The 15,864-nt window shown below is 70.9% G+C and carries 22 protein-coding genes; 2 read left to right on the top strand and 20 right to left on the bottom strand.

Going from position 1 to position 15,864, the window contains the following annotated elements:
• The 8 genes from ABT093_RS39160 to ABT093_RS39125 all read right to left on the bottom strand — a co-directional run.
• Window positions 1-313: DUF3263 domain-containing protein (locus ABT093_RS39160; protein ID WP_502884422.1), on the bottom strand; the 313-nt coding region annotated here is incomplete at its 3' end.
• Window positions 310-462: a hypothetical protein gene (locus ABT093_RS39155; protein ID WP_350572268.1), complete on the bottom strand. Its 153-nt coding sequence runs from the start codon at window positions 460-462 to the stop codon at window positions 310-312. The genes ABT093_RS39155 and ABT093_RS39160, both read right to left, overlap by 4 nt.
• A gap of 68 nt (window positions 463-530) precedes the next feature.
• Window positions 531-1,850, bottom strand: coding sequence for an Eco57I restriction-modification methylase domain-containing protein (locus tag ABT093_RS39150; protein ID WP_350572267.1), 1,320 nt, complete (start codon window positions 1,848-1,850; stop codon window positions 531-533).
• Between the two features lie 119 nt (window positions 1,851-1,969).
• Entirely contained in the window at window positions 1,970-2,974 is a 1,005-nt protein-coding gene (locus tag ABT093_RS39145; protein ID WP_350572266.1) for a hypothetical protein, read from the bottom strand.
• Window positions 2,971-3,258, bottom strand: coding sequence for a hypothetical protein (locus tag ABT093_RS39140; protein ID WP_350572265.1), 288 nt, complete (start codon window positions 3,256-3,258; stop codon window positions 2,971-2,973). The genes ABT093_RS39145 and ABT093_RS39140 overlap by 4 nt, the downstream gene beginning before the upstream one ends.
• Window positions 3,259-3,335: 77 nt before the next feature.
• Window positions 3,336-3,815: a hypothetical protein gene (locus ABT093_RS39135; protein ID WP_350572264.1), complete on the bottom strand. Its 480-nt coding sequence runs from the start codon at window positions 3,813-3,815 to the stop codon at window positions 3,336-3,338.
• A 36-nt stretch (window positions 3,816-3,851) separates the two neighbouring features.
• A complete protein-coding gene (locus tag ABT093_RS39130) occupies window positions 3,852-4,541 on the bottom strand; it encodes a cell envelope biogenesis protein OmpA (protein ID WP_350572263.1) in 690 nt (229 codons plus the stop codon).
• Between the two features lie 571 nt (window positions 4,542-5,112).
• Window positions 5,113-5,460, bottom strand: coding sequence for a hypothetical protein (locus ABT093_RS39125; RefSeq protein WP_350572262.1), 348 nt, complete (start codon window positions 5,458-5,460; stop codon window positions 5,113-5,115).
• Window positions 5,461-5,464: 4 nt separating this feature from the next.
• Between ABT093_RS39125 and ABT093_RS39120 the strand changes: the two genes are divergently transcribed.
• The gene (locus ABT093_RS39120; protein ID WP_350572261.1) at window positions 5,465-5,914 is read left to right on the top strand and encodes a hypothetical protein; all 450 of its coding nucleotides are present in this window, start codon (window positions 5,465-5,467) and stop codon (window positions 5,912-5,914) included.
• A gap of 61 nt (window positions 5,915-5,975) precedes the next feature.
• On the opposite strand, the gene ABT093_RS39115 is transcribed toward ABT093_RS39120, so the two are convergent.
• From ABT093_RS39115 to ABT093_RS39100, 4 genes are all read right to left on the bottom strand, one after another.
• Complete coding sequence (locus ABT093_RS39115) at window positions 5,976-6,548, bottom strand: hypothetical protein (protein ID WP_350572260.1); 573 nt, start codon at window positions 6,546-6,548, stop codon at window positions 5,976-5,978.
• Window positions 6,545-7,267, bottom strand: coding sequence for a hypothetical protein (locus ABT093_RS39110; RefSeq protein WP_350572259.1), 723 nt, complete (start codon window positions 7,265-7,267; stop codon window positions 6,545-6,547). Before ABT093_RS39110 ends, ABT093_RS39115 begins: the two co-directional genes overlap by 4 nt.
• 195 nt (window positions 7,268-7,462) lie before the next feature.
• Complete coding sequence (locus ABT093_RS39105) at window positions 7,463-7,837, bottom strand: hypothetical protein (protein WP_350572258.1); 375 nt, start codon at window positions 7,835-7,837, stop codon at window positions 7,463-7,465.
• Window positions 7,838-8,067: 230 nt separating this feature from the next.
• A complete protein-coding gene (locus ABT093_RS39100) occupies window positions 8,068-8,361 on the bottom strand; it encodes a hypothetical protein (RefSeq protein WP_350572257.1) in 294 nt (97 codons plus the stop codon).
• Between the two features lie 359 nt (window positions 8,362-8,720).
• Here ABT093_RS39100 and ABT093_RS39095 point away from each other — a divergent pair, with 359 nt between their 5' ends.
• On the top strand, window positions 8,721-10,358 hold the full coding sequence (locus tag ABT093_RS39095; protein WP_350572256.1) for an ADP-ribosylglycohydrolase family protein: 1,638 nt from the start codon (window positions 8,721-8,723) through the stop codon (window positions 10,356-10,358).
• Between the two features lie 93 nt (window positions 10,359-10,451).
• On the opposite strand, the gene ABT093_RS39090 is transcribed toward ABT093_RS39095, so the two are convergent.
• The 8 genes from ABT093_RS39090 to ABT093_RS39055 all read right to left on the bottom strand — a co-directional run bounded on the left by ABT093_RS39090 (window position 10,452) and on the right by ABT093_RS39055 (window position 15,838).
• On the bottom strand, window positions 10,452-11,216 hold the full coding sequence (locus ABT093_RS39090; RefSeq protein WP_350572255.1) for a hypothetical protein: 765 nt from the start codon (window positions 11,214-11,216) through the stop codon (window positions 10,452-10,454).
• Between the two features lie 58 nt (window positions 11,217-11,274).
• The gene (locus tag ABT093_RS39085) at window positions 11,275-12,390 is read right to left on the bottom strand and encodes a hypothetical protein (protein ID WP_350572254.1); all 1,116 of its coding nucleotides are present in this window, start codon (window positions 12,388-12,390) and stop codon (window positions 11,275-11,277) included.
• 273 nt (window positions 12,391-12,663) lie between these two features.
• Window positions 12,664-13,440: a GP88 family protein gene (locus ABT093_RS39080; protein WP_350572253.1), complete on the bottom strand. Its 777-nt coding sequence runs from the start codon at window positions 13,438-13,440 to the stop codon at window positions 12,664-12,666.
• Window positions 13,437-13,832, bottom strand: coding sequence for a hypothetical protein (locus ABT093_RS39075; protein WP_350572252.1), 396 nt, complete (start codon window positions 13,830-13,832; stop codon window positions 13,437-13,439). Before ABT093_RS39075 ends, ABT093_RS39080 begins: the two co-directional genes overlap by 4 nt.
• A complete protein-coding gene (locus tag ABT093_RS39070; protein ID WP_350572251.1) occupies window positions 13,822-14,088 on the bottom strand; it encodes a hypothetical protein in 267 nt (88 codons plus the stop codon). The genes ABT093_RS39075 and ABT093_RS39070 overlap by 11 nt, the downstream gene beginning before the upstream one ends.
• A 210-nt stretch (window positions 14,089-14,298) precedes the next feature.
• Window positions 14,299-14,799 carry a hypothetical protein gene (locus ABT093_RS39065; RefSeq protein ID WP_350572250.1) on the bottom strand — a complete coding sequence of 167 codons (501 nt, stop codon included), beginning with the start codon at window positions 14,797-14,799 and terminating at the stop codon, window positions 14,299-14,301.
• 329 nt (window positions 14,800-15,128) lie between these two features.
• A complete protein-coding gene (locus ABT093_RS39060) occupies window positions 15,129-15,551 on the bottom strand; it encodes a hypothetical protein (RefSeq protein ID WP_350572249.1) in 423 nt (140 codons plus the stop codon).
• The gene (locus tag ABT093_RS39055; RefSeq protein ID WP_350572248.1) at window positions 15,548-15,838 is read right to left on the bottom strand and encodes a hypothetical protein; all 291 of its coding nucleotides are present in this window, start codon (window positions 15,836-15,838) and stop codon (window positions 15,548-15,550) included. Before ABT093_RS39055 ends, ABT093_RS39060 begins: the two co-directional genes overlap by 4 nt.
• Window positions 15,839-15,864 lie beyond the last annotated feature (26 nt).

Here is a 15,864-nt window from a genome sequence, read left to right as displayed (position 1 = left end):
CTCGCACGGCCCGGAGGCGATTGACCATCACGGGGTGGCGGGCGAGGGCTGCTTCGCTGTCCAGCAGCCCGTTGAGCAGCTGGTAGTAGCGCGTCGGAGAGATGCCGAGGTCCGCTCGGATCGCCGCTTCCTTCGGTCCTGGGGCGACGGCGGTCGACCTGGGCCAGTATCGGTACTCGAAGTCCAGGAGGGCGGCGTCGCGCTCGCCAAGAGCCAGTCTGGCCGTGGGGGCGCCCTCGGTCTCGGGCCTGCCGCCGTTCCCGCCTCCCGGCGTTGCCGGGGGCGGGGGGACGGTGTCCGGTGACGTGCTCAATGGGTGCTCTGCCACTCGCCGAGGCCGATGGCCACCACGACGGCCAGGCACATCAGTTCGGCCTGGCTGTAGATGAACATCGCCGCGGCGGTCATCCAGGCGATGTAGCGGAAAGCGTCCAGCACGATGTTCGCGGTGTTCTTGCTCAAGGGGGATCACTCCACTGGAAAGGTGGGCCGCTGCGGCGCACATTCAAACCATAAGCGAACTCGTAGTGTTAAGCAATATCGCAGATGGATTCGCCTCCTCCGAGGTGCGTTTCGAGTCCCTGGCGCAGACGGTCGAGTGCCAGTCGCTGGTGGACCGCTTCCTCGATCGCTCTCCACACCAGACCTTGGGACGGATCCTCCGGCACCCCGGGCTCGCCACGGTTGCCGCGGATGGCGATCACGGTCTCCCCCTGCGGCGGCCTTGCCCGGTGGACCATGATCAGCGTGGGCGTCCCATGGCCAGGGATGTACGCCCCCGATGTGTCGATCACCCAGGTCAGGTCCAGGCGGGAGAGGTACTCCTCGATGTACTTCTTGCCGAACTCGCGCTTCATGAACGAGTTGGCCGTGAGCTGCGCGATCGTGCCGGCCGGCCGGGCCAGGTTGGTCATCAGGGCGGTGAAGGGCAGCGCGAGGCTGTACTTGCCGCTGCACACCTGCGGGTAGGCGCGCCGGATCTGCTCGCGCACCTGGGGGTCGCGGACCGTGATGTAGGGCGGGTTGCCCACCACCGCGTGGTAGCGGCCCGGCTGGAGCAGCGGCTCGTCGGTATCGAGCAGCGCGTCGGCCGCGGCGACCTGCACGGGCCAGCCGGCGGGCACGGCCGCGATGGGGCCGCCCAGGATGCCGGCGGTCGCCGCGAGGAGCCGGTACCGCGTCAGAGCGGCCGCGTAGGGGTCGAGGTCGACGCCGTGCACGGCCTGGAGGCCACGCTCCAGGGAGCGTGCGACCGTGACCCCGGCGTAGGGGGCCCTCCCCCGCGGCCGGTAGGCCCGGACACGGTGGAGGGCGGATACCAGGATGTGCCCGGTCCCGCAGGCGGGGTCGATCATCCGGACGCGGTCGGCGCCAACGTCGTCGAGCGCCGACTCGAGAGAGAGGTCGAGCAGCAGCTCCGCGACCCAGGGAGGGGTCTGGCACAGCGCCCTCGACTTCCGGGCGTCGGCCGACAGCGCCTGGTAGGCGTCTCCCAGGCGGTACCCGTCGATGCGGTGACCGTCGTCACGGATCGGTGCGCCGCTCCACAGCCGGGCGATCAGCTTCCAGCCGGCCGGGCTGATCGGGTTCTCCCAGAGGGGGACGACCTGCGGGTCGGTGAGCGGTTCGAGCGCCGGGTGCGAGCCGGCCAGCGCACCCAGGATGTGCCTGGCGTGATCAGGACCGTCGCCGCCCTGGCGCAGCGCGGCGACGAGGCCGTGCGCGGTGGCGTGCTCGACCAGGGCGGCCGCGTGGGCCCAGGAGACTGCGGCCTTGGCGCCGACCTCGCCAGTGAGATCGGCGATCAGGCGCTCGCAGGCCCGGGAGGAGAGTGCTGCGGAAGAAGACACGGAGGTCCTTTCGCTCGGAGGCGGTCTGTGCGCCGGATGGCGCGCGGAGACCGCCTCCGGGCTGTTCAAGTCGATGTTGGGAGAGGCCGTTCACGCGGCAGGCCCTGAGACGGGACTCCTCACGCTCCGGCTGCTCTGGTACTGATCGTGCTGATCCGGGCGGTACGGCGGGTGTCGACGCCTCTGCCCTTGGGACCGTTGATGTGTGCCTTGACCCGGACCTTGACCTTGGGACAGGTCCCTCCGGCTTCGACGATGGCCTTGTGGTCGCGGGGGTTCGGGCAGCGCCAGCTCCACCGGGCGTCGACGCTCCAGCGCAGCGTCTCGTCGGCCCACCTGCGGTCGTGCTCGGCCGGCACGTGCTCGCCGGTGAAGCGGGTCGCGGCCTCGCGGATCACGCGGACCGGCCGGAACTTCACGCGGAGCTTGCGGCCCTTGCCGGTCTTCTGCGTCACGGTCTGTTCGTCGTGCTCGAATGCGGGCCGCAGCGACCAGAACGCGAGGAGGAGGCCGACCAGGATGGACGCCGGTGCCGCGCCCCAGTGAGGGTGGTGTCCGTAGCTCTGGATCTTCGTACTGACCTCGGGGACGGCCAGGACCATGGCGTTGGGGCTGTAGGGGCTGCGGGCCCAGTGGAAGGGGAGCAGAGGCGGGGGGAGGGCCTCGTACAGGTCGGGTGTGTTGGTGAGCGCGGTCACGGACAGCTGGAGCTGGTCTCCGCTTCCTTCGGATTCCCAGGCCAGGCCGTGGATGGGGAGTTCGGAGGCGGCAGTGATAGGGACGGGGAAGTGCACGACGCCGACCGGCGCGGGCGCCTCGTCGGTGTTCTCCAGGAGGTAGCCGTCGGGGCTGGTGACCAGCTCGTGGTCGGTCATGGCCGAGGTGAGGGACGGCGAGGCGACCCACACCTGCGCCTGTTCGAGATTCTTGGCCATCTGGAGGGCCCGGTCCCGGTGGAGTTCGACGGCCCTCCGGTCGTCCCCGAAGTCCTCGCTGGTCCGGCTCAGGTGCATGGCCTGGATGAAGTCCAGGGCCACGGGCAGGCCGCGGACGGGCTTGCCGAAGAAGTCGGCGAGGTCGGCGCGCATCTGCTCGGCGGCTTCGGCGTTGTCCTCGATGCTCACGCGCTCATCTCCTCGGAGAGGATCAGCTTGCCGATCCGGGCGGGGTCGAGACCGTGGGCCTCGAACAGGCTGATGAACAGCGAGGTGACCAGGTCTGCGTCGGGCTGTTCGCGCAGTGGGAGCACGTGGCCGCAGTTCGCGCAGTGAAGCTGGACCTCGTCGGTCTGGATGTCGGTGATCTCCATGCGCGTTGCGCTGGGGCTGTCGGTGTCGACGATGTTGATCCATGCCGTGGCGGCGATGGAGGGGGTGGTGTCATCGCACTTCGGGCAAGGGCCGAACACGATCGGTACCTCCTGGAGGTGACTGGCGGCTGGGGGGATCGGCGCCCGGCGGTGGCCGGGCGCCGTGTGCGGATGGGTCAGCGGGCGGGCTGCTCCGGAAGCTCAGCGACCTGCTGCCCGAGGGGGGTGCGGAAGGGGTAGTGGACTGCACCGGAGACGCCCGTGTCGCCGTCGGTCGGCTTGGGGTTCCCGTTCGCGTCGCGGTATTCGGCGAGTCCGAGGTCGACAAGGGAGCTTGTCGTCTGCCAGGTCACGTTCGGCGCCAGGCGGCCGCTCGGTTCCACGTGGCGGGTCAGGGCGTACAGCTGCGGTGTGCTCAGGACGGCTCTGCGGCCCTCCACCGTGATGAAGACCGGCCTCGTGGTCTCGGCCAGCGCGTCCTTGACCGAGAGGCGGTAGCCGTCGCGGTCCGTGCGGTAGGCGTACTCGTCGGTCAGCAGTGCGTGAAGGATCTTCTTGCTGATCTTGTCGGGCAGCCGGCCGTTCGGATCGGCGCACGCGGCCTTGAGGTGCTGGACGGCCCTCGGCGTCGGGGGTTCGGGGGAGGTCGTGGTCATGGGAGGCGTCTCCGAGTTCTCGGGGCGGGCGGGGTGTTACAGGCCCAGGGCGCTGATCAGGGCCCGGAGCCGGTCCAGTTCGGGCCGGGGGTTTCTCCGGATGGTGCGGACGCGGAGGACAGGCACTGCCAGGTCCACCCCGAGCAGCACGTTCGGCCGGTCCGGGGCCGTCTTGATCCGGTAGTGGGCGGAGTCGATCATCCAGGCGTCGAAGTCGTCGGCGGGGCGGCCGGAGCGGGCGGAGTGGCCCTGGTCGGGTGCAACCTCCAGGCAAGGGCAGCTGGGGTCGTCGCACGGACGCCCCGCCGGATGCCTGGCCAGTGAGGAACTGGTGCGGTACGTCGCGGCGCTCCCGTTGAGCATGGGGCACCGCAGCTTGCTGTACGCCAGGCACTCCGGGTGGAGGGCGGGTTCGGGTGCGAAGCCGACCCGGACGTCCATCGGTCGCACCGCCAGGCAGAAGCGCTCCTCCAGCTCTTCTCCGCAGACCTGGCACAGGCGCTCGGTCAGTGCCTGCTGGGCCCTGACGGCGTCGATGGTGCCGAAGGCGGAGTGTCCGCCGTGCTGGTAGGAGATCCAGGGGACGACGAGTCCGCCCACGAGCTGCCGGGAACGGCAGCGGATGGGCACCGAGGGGCCCGCGGCCTGGACCGCGCGCCCGCCCGAGGCCGGGCACGGCGGTGGGGCGGGGTGTTGCGAGGAGGCTTCGACGATGGTGCTGGGCATGAGGATTCCTTCACGCTGGCGCGGGGCTGAGGCTGGCGATCAGCGGCGGCGCCGCCAGGCCGGACATGGGCACAGGGCTCGACGGTCGCCGCGCGAGCGTCCGTGGACGGATCGGCGACACAGCAGAAACATTACATACATTCATAGACTTAAGCAATCTCGTTCGGCTTCTTCGGCCCTTGCGGCGCACCGGGCGATGCCGGAATGCCGACGGCGCTCCACCGGGACGAAGCGACCTCGGCCCGCCCTGGAGGGATATCGGCTGGCGGCCGGTTCGGCGCGGCAGTCCGCCCATCGGCCGGCTGCCGCGCGCACCGGGCGCGTAAGTCCGGGACCCGGGACGGCCTCCGCCTGCCCGGAGCCAGCCGCGCACCCCTCGGCCGCACATGGGCTGACGGAGCGTTGGCCGCTCGCTCGAGGTCGGCCCGCTGCCCAGCAGGGGGCGCACCGTGCAGGGCGCCGCAGTCGGCCACGTCGCGAGTTCGACGCCGCGGTGCGGCCCCGGGTGAAGCCGGCTGCCGGGCCGAGCGGCGCGCCGCCGCACCGGCACTGCGGAGGCGCGCCGAGGCCGTCAGGCGGTGACGTGGAGGGCGCCGTCGCCCGCCAGGGCCACCGCGTAGCCGCGATCAGCGAGAAGCGCCGAACACAGAAGCCGCACCCCGCCCTCGATCCACAGGCTCGGACCGACCGCTACGTGCGACTCCCACCACGACACGGTCACCGTCGTATCACTGCTCTCGACCACGACCCCGACCGCCTGCGGTTCGCTCCAGTCGACCATCCGGACATGCTGGGCGAGCAGGTCGCGGACGGCGGCGGCACGGCGCACCGTTGCTTCCTTCCGCTCGCGGGCTGCGCCCCGCAGTTGGTGGGCGACCTCCGGGTCGACGGGCCGGAAGACCGTACTGCCGGAACTCACGGAGGTGATCACGATCGCCCCCGTGGGCCCGGCCGACGCGGGAACTGCCGACCGCCGTGGCGAGCTTGAGGAGCTCGGAACGGCGAGAGACCTGCGCCGTGCCGCCGTCGGCCCCCTGTCCGACCGTCAACCGGAGGTAGTGGTCGTGCTGGACGGCCTCCAGTGCATGGCGGGCGTCGGAGAGTCGGCGCCCGAGCTCGGCCGCGCCCGGGCCCAGGCCCGTCGCGTACGCGTCCAGGCGGCGCAGCGCCTCGGCGTCGATGTCGAACGCGCCCCGGCCCTGCTCGGCCTCCTGATGCACCGAGCGGCGGATCCAGTCGATGATCTCGCCGAGGTACGGAGCGGAGAAGGGGGCGCTGCGCAGAAGGCCGAGGAGGCTGTTCGCGTCGGTTTCGGGCATGACGGGGCTCGGCATGGCGTACTCCAGGGGATGGATGGTGGAGCGCGGGGGTGAGCGGCGGGGAGCGCGCCGCCGGCAGCATCATGACCATATATGCATTCATAGCGTTAAGCAATCAGTGGCCCAGGAGGCGCCTCGCGTCGAACAGCTGCCCTGCGCGGATCTCCTCCAGGCCGGTCCAGCGGGCACACAGCGCCATGACCTCCTGCGAACCATCGGGCAGCGCCAGCCGGATCGCCTCATGGGCGAAGGTGCGAGCCAGGTACATGCTCTGCGGCCTCTCCTGGGCCACCAGGGGTGACGACGGCCGGGTGGCCCGGTCCTTGCGGTAGCGGGCGTTCTCATTCAGGAGGAACGGGCAGCCGGCCGCGGGGTGGGTGGCGGCGAAGACCGCGCACGGTACGCACATCGGTGGATCCATCGCGAGGTGGTGCTCGACCACCTGTGGCCCTCCGATCACTGCCCGCACCAGCGGCAGTGGTTGCCCGCACAGGCCGCACAAGTGCTCGATGATCGCCTTGGCCCGCCGGGGCCCGTTCAGCTCGGTGAAGTCCGGCGTCCCGTCGGCCCCCAGCGCGGTGACGAAGCTGATCGGATAGCCGCGCGCGTCCTTCGGCCGGGCGGCGATCGGATCCGGCAGTTGAGCCGCGATGCGACGCTCGATCGCTGAGCCGGAGTCGGCGCTCACACTTCCTCCCCGCGGTGGGCCTCGGTGAAGGCGGTCCACGCGTCGTGTTCCTCGCCGGTGAAGATGAGCGCCGGACCCTGTTCGGACAGACCGAAGCAGGTGTCGCACTCGGGCGGGACGGAGATGCTGGCGTCGTCGGAGACCCGCTCGGACAGCCATCGCCCGCAGACAGCGGGGGCACCGCCGGCATCGAACGCCCCGACGGCCAGGTGCAGCTCCTCGCCGTCCGCGCTCAGCCCCGGAGTGACCGGGACGAGACCGGCCGCGGCAACGGAGGCCGGCGCATCGCCGCCTGCGGCATCACGCGCTTCCTCGGCCTGGACCTGCAGAGCGCCGCCCAGAAGCCGCAGCGTGTCGTCCACGTGCCACAAGGCGAGGTGCAACAGGGCGCTGGCTGCTCCCCGGATGCGGAGTTCGACTTCGTCGGGCGCGGGGTGCGGCGTGAACCGCTCGCGTTCGGCGAGGAGGAGCAGCAGCAGCCGGCCGCCTCCCTGCCCCTGGACGCGGGCGTCCAGGAGGTGCGCGAGGCTGGTGAGGCCGTCCCGGGCGGCGGCCGCGACGGCGGGAGAGCTGCCGAGGTCGTCCCGGTTCAACAGACCGCTGTCCAGGAGGGCGGACTGCACGGCGTCGGCGCGGCGTGCGTCGTCCCGGGGCAGGGGGGCGGCCAGGGCGTCGATCAGGCGTTGGGCGTCAGTGCGGGAGTCGGCGGGGGTTCGCATCGTTCAGTACTTCCTCTCGATCGGGGGCGGCTGCTGACCTTCAGGGGCCGGGCCGCCAGACAGTGCCTCGGTAGGCGTGGCCGGGGTAGCCGGCCCGCGTCTTCGCCAGGTGGTCCTCGTACGTACGGGCACCGCATTTGCACGTCATGGCTCTCTCGGTCGTCAGGGGCGCCTGCGCGCCCGTGCGGTGGCGGGCTACAGCGCGGGGGCGTGAGCGGCCAGCCACACCTTGGCCGCGATCCGATCGGCGTTCTCGGGGAAGGCCAGGTAGAAGTCCAGCGGCCCCCTGCGGCGGGCGGCCGGATCCCGGTACGGGAACACGTCGTAGATGAGCGTGCACTCGGCGGAGACACCAGTCATACGGCGTTCGCGGATGCTGTAGGTGCGCGCGATCGTCAGCTCGACGTCCTCGGCCGCCGCCAGGGTCGGGCAGACCATCAGCGCGTATGCCGCGCACCGGGGATGGACCGGGGGCTCGATGTAGAAGGTGGCGTTCGGGCCGCCGATGAACACCAGGCGGCTCGTCGCCTTGATCGCTCTTCCGCAGATCCCGCAGAGACGCTGCGACATCAACTCCCTCTGCCGGGGCGGGCACTGGTCGCCGAACGCGGCCGTTCCACGACCGGGCTCGCACGGGCACACCACATGCTCGCCCAGTTCGACGCTGGACCTGACGGCCAGCTGCCCACCGCTGGTGGAGGGCTCGTGCCAGGGCGTGTTCCTGGGGACCGGGCGCCCGGCCGTGTTGCGCGGGAGCCGCGCGATGTTCGGCGGCATGGGGATGGATCGCCAGTGGGCGGTCAAGGTCGTTCCTCCGTCGAGGGGCCGGGCGACTCCGGGGGTGCGATGCTGCTCCCCGCACCGGCGGGGTCTGGGATGACGCTCGCGCTCAGGGCGAGCACCACGGAGTCCACCACCTCTTCGGCCAGCTCGGCCTTCGCCTCACTGCGGGCGATGCTGTGGCCGGTATCTCCGTAGTCCGGCTTCGGGGCCGGCGTGTACCAGGCGACGGCGTCAACGGCCGCCCGGACGGCGGCCGCGAGTTGGTCGCGGTCCGCGTCGCGGAGGAGTCGGGCCAGGTCGGGGGCGAGCATGACGTACTCCGGGGTGATCTCGGTGCAGCACGGCGTCGGTCGGCGGTCAGAGGCCGGGATTGCCCCTGGGCGGCCAGCCGCTCGCGGATCTGCAAGCCGCAGTCCGCTCTGCTGAGGTGCAAGGGCATCCGGAGGCTCTTCACCGCCCGGGTGATCTCGACCATACGCAGACTCATAGATTTACGCAACTAGGTCAATAGCCTTGACGTGCCGCGTGACGCTATGACAAGTTGTCAATGCGTCGCAGCGGACAGTCTGCGGCCCGCCCGGCAGCTTCCGCGCCGCGCCCCTTCCTTCCCGGCTCCGCCCGCGCGCGGCTGCCGCCCCAGGCCCCAGCGGCCCCGCAGAAAGAGACCCCCATGCGTTCTTCCTCCGCCTCCCCCCGCCCCTACACCGACCTCGGGCCGTGGCCTGCCGACTCCGACCCCGCACCGCGCCTGGACGAGAAGGCCATGGACCGCGCCGCCGGCGTCATCCTGGGCGCGGCGGCGGGCGACGCGTTGGGCGTCCCGTACGAGTTCCAGCCCAGCATGAGCGACAGCCGGTTCCCGGAGATGAAGGGCGGTGGCCCCTTCAACTTCGCCCCTGGTGAGTACAGCGACGACACCCAGATGCACGTGTGCATCGCCGAGGTCGCCGCGACCGGCGCCGATCTGCGGACCCCGGAAGCACTGGACGCGATCGCCACGAACTTCCTTCGCTGGTACGGCGGCGGACCGGCCGACGTGGGCAACCAGACGCGAAGCGTCCTGAGCGCCACGGTGCGCGGCAAGGGGCACTCGCCCTCCGAGGTGATGCTGGCCGTCTCCCGCCGGTACGCCGCCGCCAACCCGAGGAGCAGCGCCGGGAACGGCTCGCTGATGAGGACCGGCGTCGTCGCGCTCGCCTACCTGGACGACGCCAACGCCATGGCCGAAGCCGCGAGGCTGGTCAGTGAGCTGACCCACGCCGACCCCGACTGCGCCGAGGCGTGCATCCTGTGGTGCTCCGGTATCAGGACCGCCGTCCTGACTGGCACCTTCGACGGTGTCCGAGAGGGCCTTGAGCTCCTGCCCGAGGCGCGCCGCAGCGTGTGGGCGGCCCGCCTGGACGAGGCCGAGGCCCACCCCCCGCGCCACTTCCAGCGCAACGGCTGGGTGGTCGAAGCCCTCCAGGCCGCGTGGTCCGCCATCGTCCGCACGCCGGTGCCCGAGGACCAGCCGGAACACGGCGGCTTCGCCGCGCAGCACTTCCAGCTCGCGCTGGAGGCCGCCGTGCGCAGCGGCCGCGACACCGACACCGTCGCCGCCATCGCCGGTGCCCTGCTCGGCGCGCGCTGGGGCAGCTCGGCCATCCCGCTGGCCTGGCAGCGCAAGGTCCACGGCTGGCCGTCCAACACCAGCGCCGACCTCGTCCGTCTCGCTGTGCTGACGGCCCGCGCCGGGCAGAGCGACCGCGACGGCTGGCCCTCCGCACCCCGGGTCACCACCCCGCTCTCCTCGGGCAAGGCGTTCTCCGTCCAGCACCCCCGCGACCCCGGGCTTTTCCTGGGCAACCTGGCCCTGACCGAGTACACCGGTCCCGCGCCGGTGGACGCGGTGGTCTCCCTGTGCCGTGTCGGCTCCGACCCGATCCTGACCGGCGCCGATGTCGAGCACTCCCGCGTGTGGCTGGTCGACAAGTCCGGCGCGAACTCCCACCTCCACTTCACCCTCGATCAGGCCGCCCGCGAGGTCCTGCGGCTCCGGCAGGAGGGCAAGCGAGTCCTACTCCACTGCGTGGCCGGACGAAGCCGCACCCCCGCCATCGCGGCCCTGTACAGCCACCTCGCCGACGGCGTTCCGCCCCTGGACGCGCTGCGAGAGGTCAACCGGGCGCTCGGCAACTACTGGACGCTGCCGAACCACCCCGAGATGCTCGACGCGGTCTTCCAGCTCGCCGGTGAGGAGCCCCAGCGGGCCGCCTTCCGCCAGGCCCGGCGGCCTCGTCGGTGGCGCGAGCTGATTCACCGTCGCTGAAACGCAGTGCAGCTGAGCTGCGAACGGGGCGTGGCCCCCAGGGATTCTTCCCTGGGGGCCACACCCCGTTTCCGTGCCCCGCCGTCCAGCCGGTCAGCTCCTCTTCTTCCGGTTCGGGCGCCGCGTCCGGCCGGCACGCACCCGTCCCTGCCCCCTGCGGGAGTACACGTGCCTGGTGATCGTCTCCAGGTACCACATGTCCTCGAACACCTCAGGCCGCTTCCGGTCCCCCGGCGTCCGGTCCGGTGGCTCCAGGTGGCCCTGCCGCTTGTAGTTCTGCGCCGTCGCCCGGGGCAGCGGCTCGCCCCGGGTCGCGTTGCCGAGGATCATCCCGTAGCCGCTGATGTCGTAGAGGTCCTTCGGGTTGCCCTCCGGAGGCGGGATGACGACCTTGGGGCCCTCGCCCTTGAACTCCGCCCAGACGTGCGACCGGTGCTCTTCGATCCAGGTGTCGACCTCGGGGGAGCGCCAACGGCCGGGTTCCGCCTCGGCGGGAAAGCCCTCGACCTTGGTCCAGGTGTCCACGGTCGTCTCGGCGACCTTGTACCGCAGCGCCAGGCCGGACTTCCCCAGCAGCTCGTCCCCTACGGAGGCATCCTCCGCCACGGCCGCGCCGGCAGGCTCCGCCTGCGCGGCCGCAGGGGCCACCGCGGAGGCGACGGCCCGGCCGGGCCAGGACTGCGGCCGGCTGACCTTGACCCAGGCGTCCACCTGCTCCGCGTCCCACTCCCCGTCCGCGACGGGAGTGGGAAAGTTCAGCAACCTCACCCAGGCGTCGACCGTCCGCTCGCTCTCGCCGTAGGTCTCTCCGATCCCCGCGCGGGTCAGCCGCGCCGCAGAGGGCTTACTGGTGCTCACTACTTCACCGTCCTGTCGAACTGGGTGCAGACACCGAAGGCCGGAGCGGTGTCTGCCATCAGCGGGCTCCACCGAGCTTGCCGGGGCGGCGGATGAAGGTGTAGGCGGTCGAGCGGTACCACATGGGCTCGTCGACGGCCGGCTCCTGCCCGTCGCCCGGCGTCCGGTCCGCCGGCGCCAGCAGCCCGCCGTACTGGTACGTCCGCATCGACGTCACGGTCGTGGCCTTGCCCCGCCCGCGCACCTTCCCGTCGAGCTTGCCGATCTCCTGCAGGGTCAGCAGGTCGGTGTCCGCGCCCGCCGGCAGCTTCAGGTCATCCCGCAGCGGCCCCGGGGCCTCGGCATCCCGGCGGGGAGCACGCGCTGCTGCTCCCAGGCGACCCGGGCGGCGGATGAAGGTGTAGGCCGTCGAGCGGTACCACTTGGGCTCCTCGACGGCCGGCTCCTGCCCATCCTCCGGCGTACGGTCAGCCGGCGCCAGCAGCTTCTGCGACAGGTAGTTCTTCAAGGTGCCGACGGTGGTGGCCTTGCCCCGCCCGCGGGCCGCGCCGTCGAGTTCGCCGATCTCCTGCAGGGTGAACAGGTCGGTGTCCGCGCCGGCCGGCAGGTCCAGGTCGAGCAGGTCACCGGTGCCGGCACGCGGCTTCGGCGCCGCCGGCCGCTGACCGTCTTCCTCCTTGCGCACCGTTACACGGCGGGTGCGCCGCGGCCGGGTGATGTAGGCGTAGGCGGTCTCGCGGAACCACATCGGCTCGGTGACCGTCGGCTGTCCGCCGTCGCCGGGGGTGCGGTCGGCCGGTGCCAGGATTGCCTTGGACGGGGACAGGTAGCTGCGCAGGGTGGCGACCGGAGTGGCGTCCCGCTTCAGGGCCCGGCCCTCGAGCTCACCGATGCGGCGCAGCGTCAAGAGATCACGAGGACCGCCCTTGGGCAGATCGAACGGATCCTTCTTGCCCTGCTGCGACTGCACCCACGTCCCGAAGTGGTGCTCACGCAGCCACGCGTCGACCTCGTCCTCGTCGTAGATCTGCTGCCCACCCTGGCCGGCCGTGAAGAGGACGTCGGGGAAGCCTTCCTCCTGGGACCACTTGAAGGCGGACGTCCGGTCGACGTTGTACCGCTCCGCCATCCTGTCGAAGTTGGTGTGCTTGCGCTCGTAACCTGCGGGAATCATGATCGCTCCATCGGGGCCAGCTGGGCCGGCGGTAGTGCCGGACCGCCCACGGGGGCGACCGGGCTCTGTCTGTGGTCACGGCCGACGGATCCATCCGCCGGCAGCTCTTGTGTGCTGGCCGAGAGCCGCAGGGAGCGACCTCGCCAGCGAGATTACCCAAACTCATAGACTTCCGCAATGTGATGCGGCGGCGTGTCCGCGCGGTGCGGAACGCCGCGAGGGCGGGCCCAGCTGAGTGCTGGACCCGCCCTCGCGCTGGCGTCGGGCATCCGGTCACGATGCCAGGCGGTATGCCTTCTCGGTCGCGCGCTTTTCCTTCTTCGCATCCAGGGCCCGCTGGCGGCTGGAGAAAGTGTCCGCGCCCTGGAGCTTGAGAAGATGCGGAATTCGATTGGCTGGAATTCCGACGAGGGGTGACTCGCTGAGCACCGACAGGAGGTCGGACTCGGTCTGGTCGGAGTATCCGGCGGCGATGAGTGCCTCCACATCGGGAAAGACGTCGGCATGCCTCTCGTTCTTGAGGTCGATGAGGTGATCCTCGCGTCCGCCGAGGCTGTAGCACCAAAGGAAATTGTCGGGAGCGTCGCCCTCGACCAGGCGTCGGAACCGGGAAATCTCCTTGGTGTAGCAGTAGAAGCGAACGTTGGGCGCGCCCTTCATAATGCGCATCCATGCCAACAGGTAATCGTCCGAGAAAAAATCTCCGGAATCGTGCAAGCGAATCCACTTCCCGTCGTAGCGGGAGTGCTTCAACTCCTTCGCCATGCGCTCCTCCCACTCCTTCGGAGAATCCCGGCAAAGCAGAAGGTTGCGAATGTGAGCGGCGCGGACGTTCTTGAACCTGTAGGCCCCGACCCGGGCATAGCAAAGATCTGCACAAGCGCCCGCCTGGCTGCACACATTGAAATTCTTGCCATCGGGAAGTTTGATGACGAAAGCCGGTAGGGTCCAGTTGAAAATACCCTCCTTCCGAAGCTGCGAGTTTTGCGTGAGAAGCCTTTTCTCGGCCGGCTTCTTCGTCGTGGTGGTGGATTCCAGCGTGGTGGTCATTTCATCGTCTCGCAGAGGTCGGGGATGGTGGCTCGCTCGCCGGGGCAGAAGGGGTGCGGGGCGGTGCAGGCGTGCACGCCGAGTGCGGTGACCCCTCCCTCGGCGCGGGCCAGGACGGCGAAGCCCTTGGCCAGTGCGGTCCGGGACGAGCCCCGGTGCTTGCCTCCGAACTGGAGGTCGTCGCCGTGGGAGGAGATCTGCGCCAGAGCGTCGGAACGGGCGCGGTCGATCTCGTCGGCGGTCGCGTTCCGCTGCTCCGCGATGAACATCGGGACCATGAACAGCAGCCAGTCGGCCAGGCGTTCGCGGAATCCGTCGTCCGACGGCGCGCCGGTCCGGGCCTCACGGTCGAGGAGTACGAGGCCGAAGGGGCCGTGGGAGTCAGCGGTCATCGCGGGCTCCCGTGTCGGAGCCGTGGACTGACGGGCTGATGTCGAGGATGTCGACGAGCGCGACATCGGTGACCCGGTCCAGCGTGGCGTCGGTGCACGCGGCGGACAGGACGCCCGGCTGGAGATCCTCGACGTAGCGGCGGATCACTGCGGGGTCGGCGCTCGAACCCTCGGGGAGGCTGAGGGTGACGTCGTAGAGAGCGGTCCGGGCCGCCTTCACATGCACGACGACGGTGGTAGGGGCGGAGGAGTTCACAACTGCTCTCGCTTCTTGAGGAGGCGGGCGACGTCGGTTCGCGGACGCGACGGGGACGGTCGGCGCTCGCGGCCCGGACGGGTTCCGCACCAGATGGAATGCGCCGGCGTAGGGGCGCGGCGCGCCGTTCATGCAGGGTGCCCCCGGCTCGAAGAGCCGAGGGCACCTGGGACGTACTGGGGCACCGGGGACGGTGCCGGGGCGAGCCGGTCAGTCGCCGCGTACCGGGCAGTGGGCACGGTGGACGGGCGAGGAGCGGAACTGAGGGGCCTCGCGCTGCTCCCGGGCCTCCATGAGCAAGTCACCGAAGTCCGCCAGGGAGTCGATCGCGACGGAGGGGACCGGAGACAGGCAGGCGTAGCACGGCGCGATCACGCTGAAGGCGAGCCGGGTGGCCCCTGCCTCGTAGGCGGCGATGAAGAAGTAGCGCCGTCGGCCGTGCGAGAGCTGGACGCGGGCCGCGCGGTAGTGCTGCGCACCGGGGAACAGCGGGTGGTTGGCGTCCTCGTACACGCTCAGCCGGATGCTGTCGTCCAGCCCGAGCCGGTGGCGGAGTAGTGCGGCCACGCCCTCCAGCTCGGAGTCCGCGTCCAGGATCGTGGGCTCCGGGCCGGACGGGATGCCGCTTTCCAGGCCGGTCGCGCGGGCGATGGCGGCCCGGAGAGCCGCGTCCTCTATCGCGTCCAGATCAGGGCTGATGGTTCCGGGCATGGCGTCTCCTCGACGGGGATCACGGAAGGGGGGGGCGGGGCCCGAACCGGCCGGGAGGGGGTGGCCTGGTCCGGGCCCCGTGGCCCCGCCGCCCGGGGGGAGTGGCGGAGGGGCGAGCCGCGCGAGGCGGCTCCTACGGAGTGGTCTTCGGTGTGAGGTATTCTCCCGCCCTCACGGCAATGACTATACACATACTCATTGAATTAAGCAACGTGCGGCACTGTGGTTTCCGTCGGCCCTCACCGGTGCCGGGTCCACGCGCCAGGGGGTGGGCCGCATTCGGTGGCCTCCGGGGGCTGGAGGCCACCGAGTGCGGGTGGCTGCGCGGGCTAGGCGGCGAGCGAACCGACCCGGTCCAAGATCTCCTGCGCGCAGGCGAACGCTTCCCGCTTGTGACCGTAGGAGGGGACCCGCAAGTGCATGCATTCGTGGGCGAGCGCGCGGTCGGCGTCCTCCCTCGTCGACACCATGTTCAGGTTCATCACCATGAGCGGCGTCTCCAGACGGGCGCCGGGCTCTCCCCGGTAGACCTGGGCAACGTAATGGGGGTGGAAGACCAGGCCGGTGGCCTCGGCGTACCAGGCGGTGTCGAAGGTGAGGGCGAACGGCCGCTCCGCTGCCTGGCGGAACAGCTCAGCGCGCCCCCGCAGCCAACGCGTGTCCACTGGCAGCTGGGCCTCGCGGGGAGGGAGCCGGCTGACCAGGGCCTCGTGCCGGGCGACGGTCAGAGGGTGCCCGCGGTGGTAGGTCATCGGGACTCACCACCCTCGCCGGCCGCCAGGCACTGCGCCAGGTGGAGCAGGTCCTCGGGGGCCATCCCGAAGTGGCCCGCCAGGCCCTCCAGGAGAGCGCCCTCCAGGACGAGGGGGGCCGGCCGAGATGCCTGCACAGCTACCGAGGCGGCGTGGGCGGCCTCCACGACGTCACGTTCCACTCCGAAGAGCACCGCGAGACCCTCGGCTGCCTGCGGGGGGTTGCCGAGGGCGGTCAGGACGTGCTCGATCCGGATCTGCTCGCGGGCGGGGTGGCGGTAGCTCATGGCCCCACCGAAACGCGAGGGTTGAC

The sequence above is a fragment of the Kitasatospora sp. NPDC002551 genome (assembly GCF_040296005.1).
Classification (GTDB): Bacteria; Actinomycetota; Actinomycetes; order Streptomycetales; family Streptomycetaceae; genus Kitasatospora.
The sequence above is the reverse complement of the archived record's forward strand: the minus strand, read 5'-3'. Positions and strand labels throughout refer to the sequence as shown.

What these genes read in the sequence shown, in the direction of transcription:
- ABT093_RS39135 (WP_350572264.1), bottom strand. Translation starts at nt 3,815, where the DNA reads ATGACCACGACCTCCCCCGAACCCCCGACGCCGAGGGCCGTCCAGCAC.
- ABT093_RS39130 (WP_350572263.1), bottom strand. Translation starts at nt 4,541, where the DNA reads ATGCCCAGCACCATCGTCGAAGCCTCCTCGCAACACCCCGCCCCACCG.
- ABT093_RS39110 (WP_350572259.1), bottom strand. Translation starts at nt 7,267, where the DNA reads ATGCGAACCCCCGCCGACTCCCGCACTGACGCCCAACGCCTGATCGAC.
- ABT093_RS39105 (WP_350572258.1), bottom strand. Translation starts at nt 7,837, where the DNA reads ATGTCGCAGCGTCTCTGCGGGATCTGCGGAAGAGCGATCAAGGCGACG.
- ABT093_RS39100 (WP_350572257.1), bottom strand. Translation starts at nt 8,361, where the DNA reads ATGCTCGCCCCCGACCTGGCCCGACTCCTCCGCGACGCGGACCGCGAC.
- ABT093_RS39095 (WP_350572256.1), top strand. Translation starts at nt 8,721, where the DNA reads ATGCGTTCTTCCTCCGCCTCCCCCCGCCCCTACACCGACCTCGGGCCG.
- ABT093_RS39085 (WP_350572254.1), bottom strand. Translation starts at nt 12,390, where the DNA reads ATGATTCCCGCAGGTTACGAGCGCAAGCACACCAACTTCGACAGGATG.
- ABT093_RS39080 (WP_350572253.1), bottom strand. Translation starts at nt 13,440, where the DNA reads ATGACCACCACGCTGGAATCCACCACCACGACGAAGAAGCCGGCCGAG.
- ABT093_RS39075 (WP_350572252.1), bottom strand. Translation starts at nt 13,832, where the DNA reads ATGACCGCTGACTCCCACGGCCCCTTCGGCCTCGTACTCCTCGACCGT.
- ABT093_RS39065 (WP_350572250.1), bottom strand. Translation starts at nt 14,799, where the DNA reads ATGCCCGGAACCATCAGCCCTGATCTGGACGCGATAGAGGACGCGGCT.
- ABT093_RS39060 (WP_350572249.1), bottom strand. Translation starts at nt 15,551, where the DNA reads ATGACCTACCACCGCGGGCACCCTCTGACCGTCGCCCGGCACGAGGCC.
- ABT093_RS39055 (WP_350572248.1), bottom strand. Translation starts at nt 15,838, where the DNA reads ATGAGCTACCGCCACCCCGCCCGCGAGCAGATCCGGATCGAGCACGTC.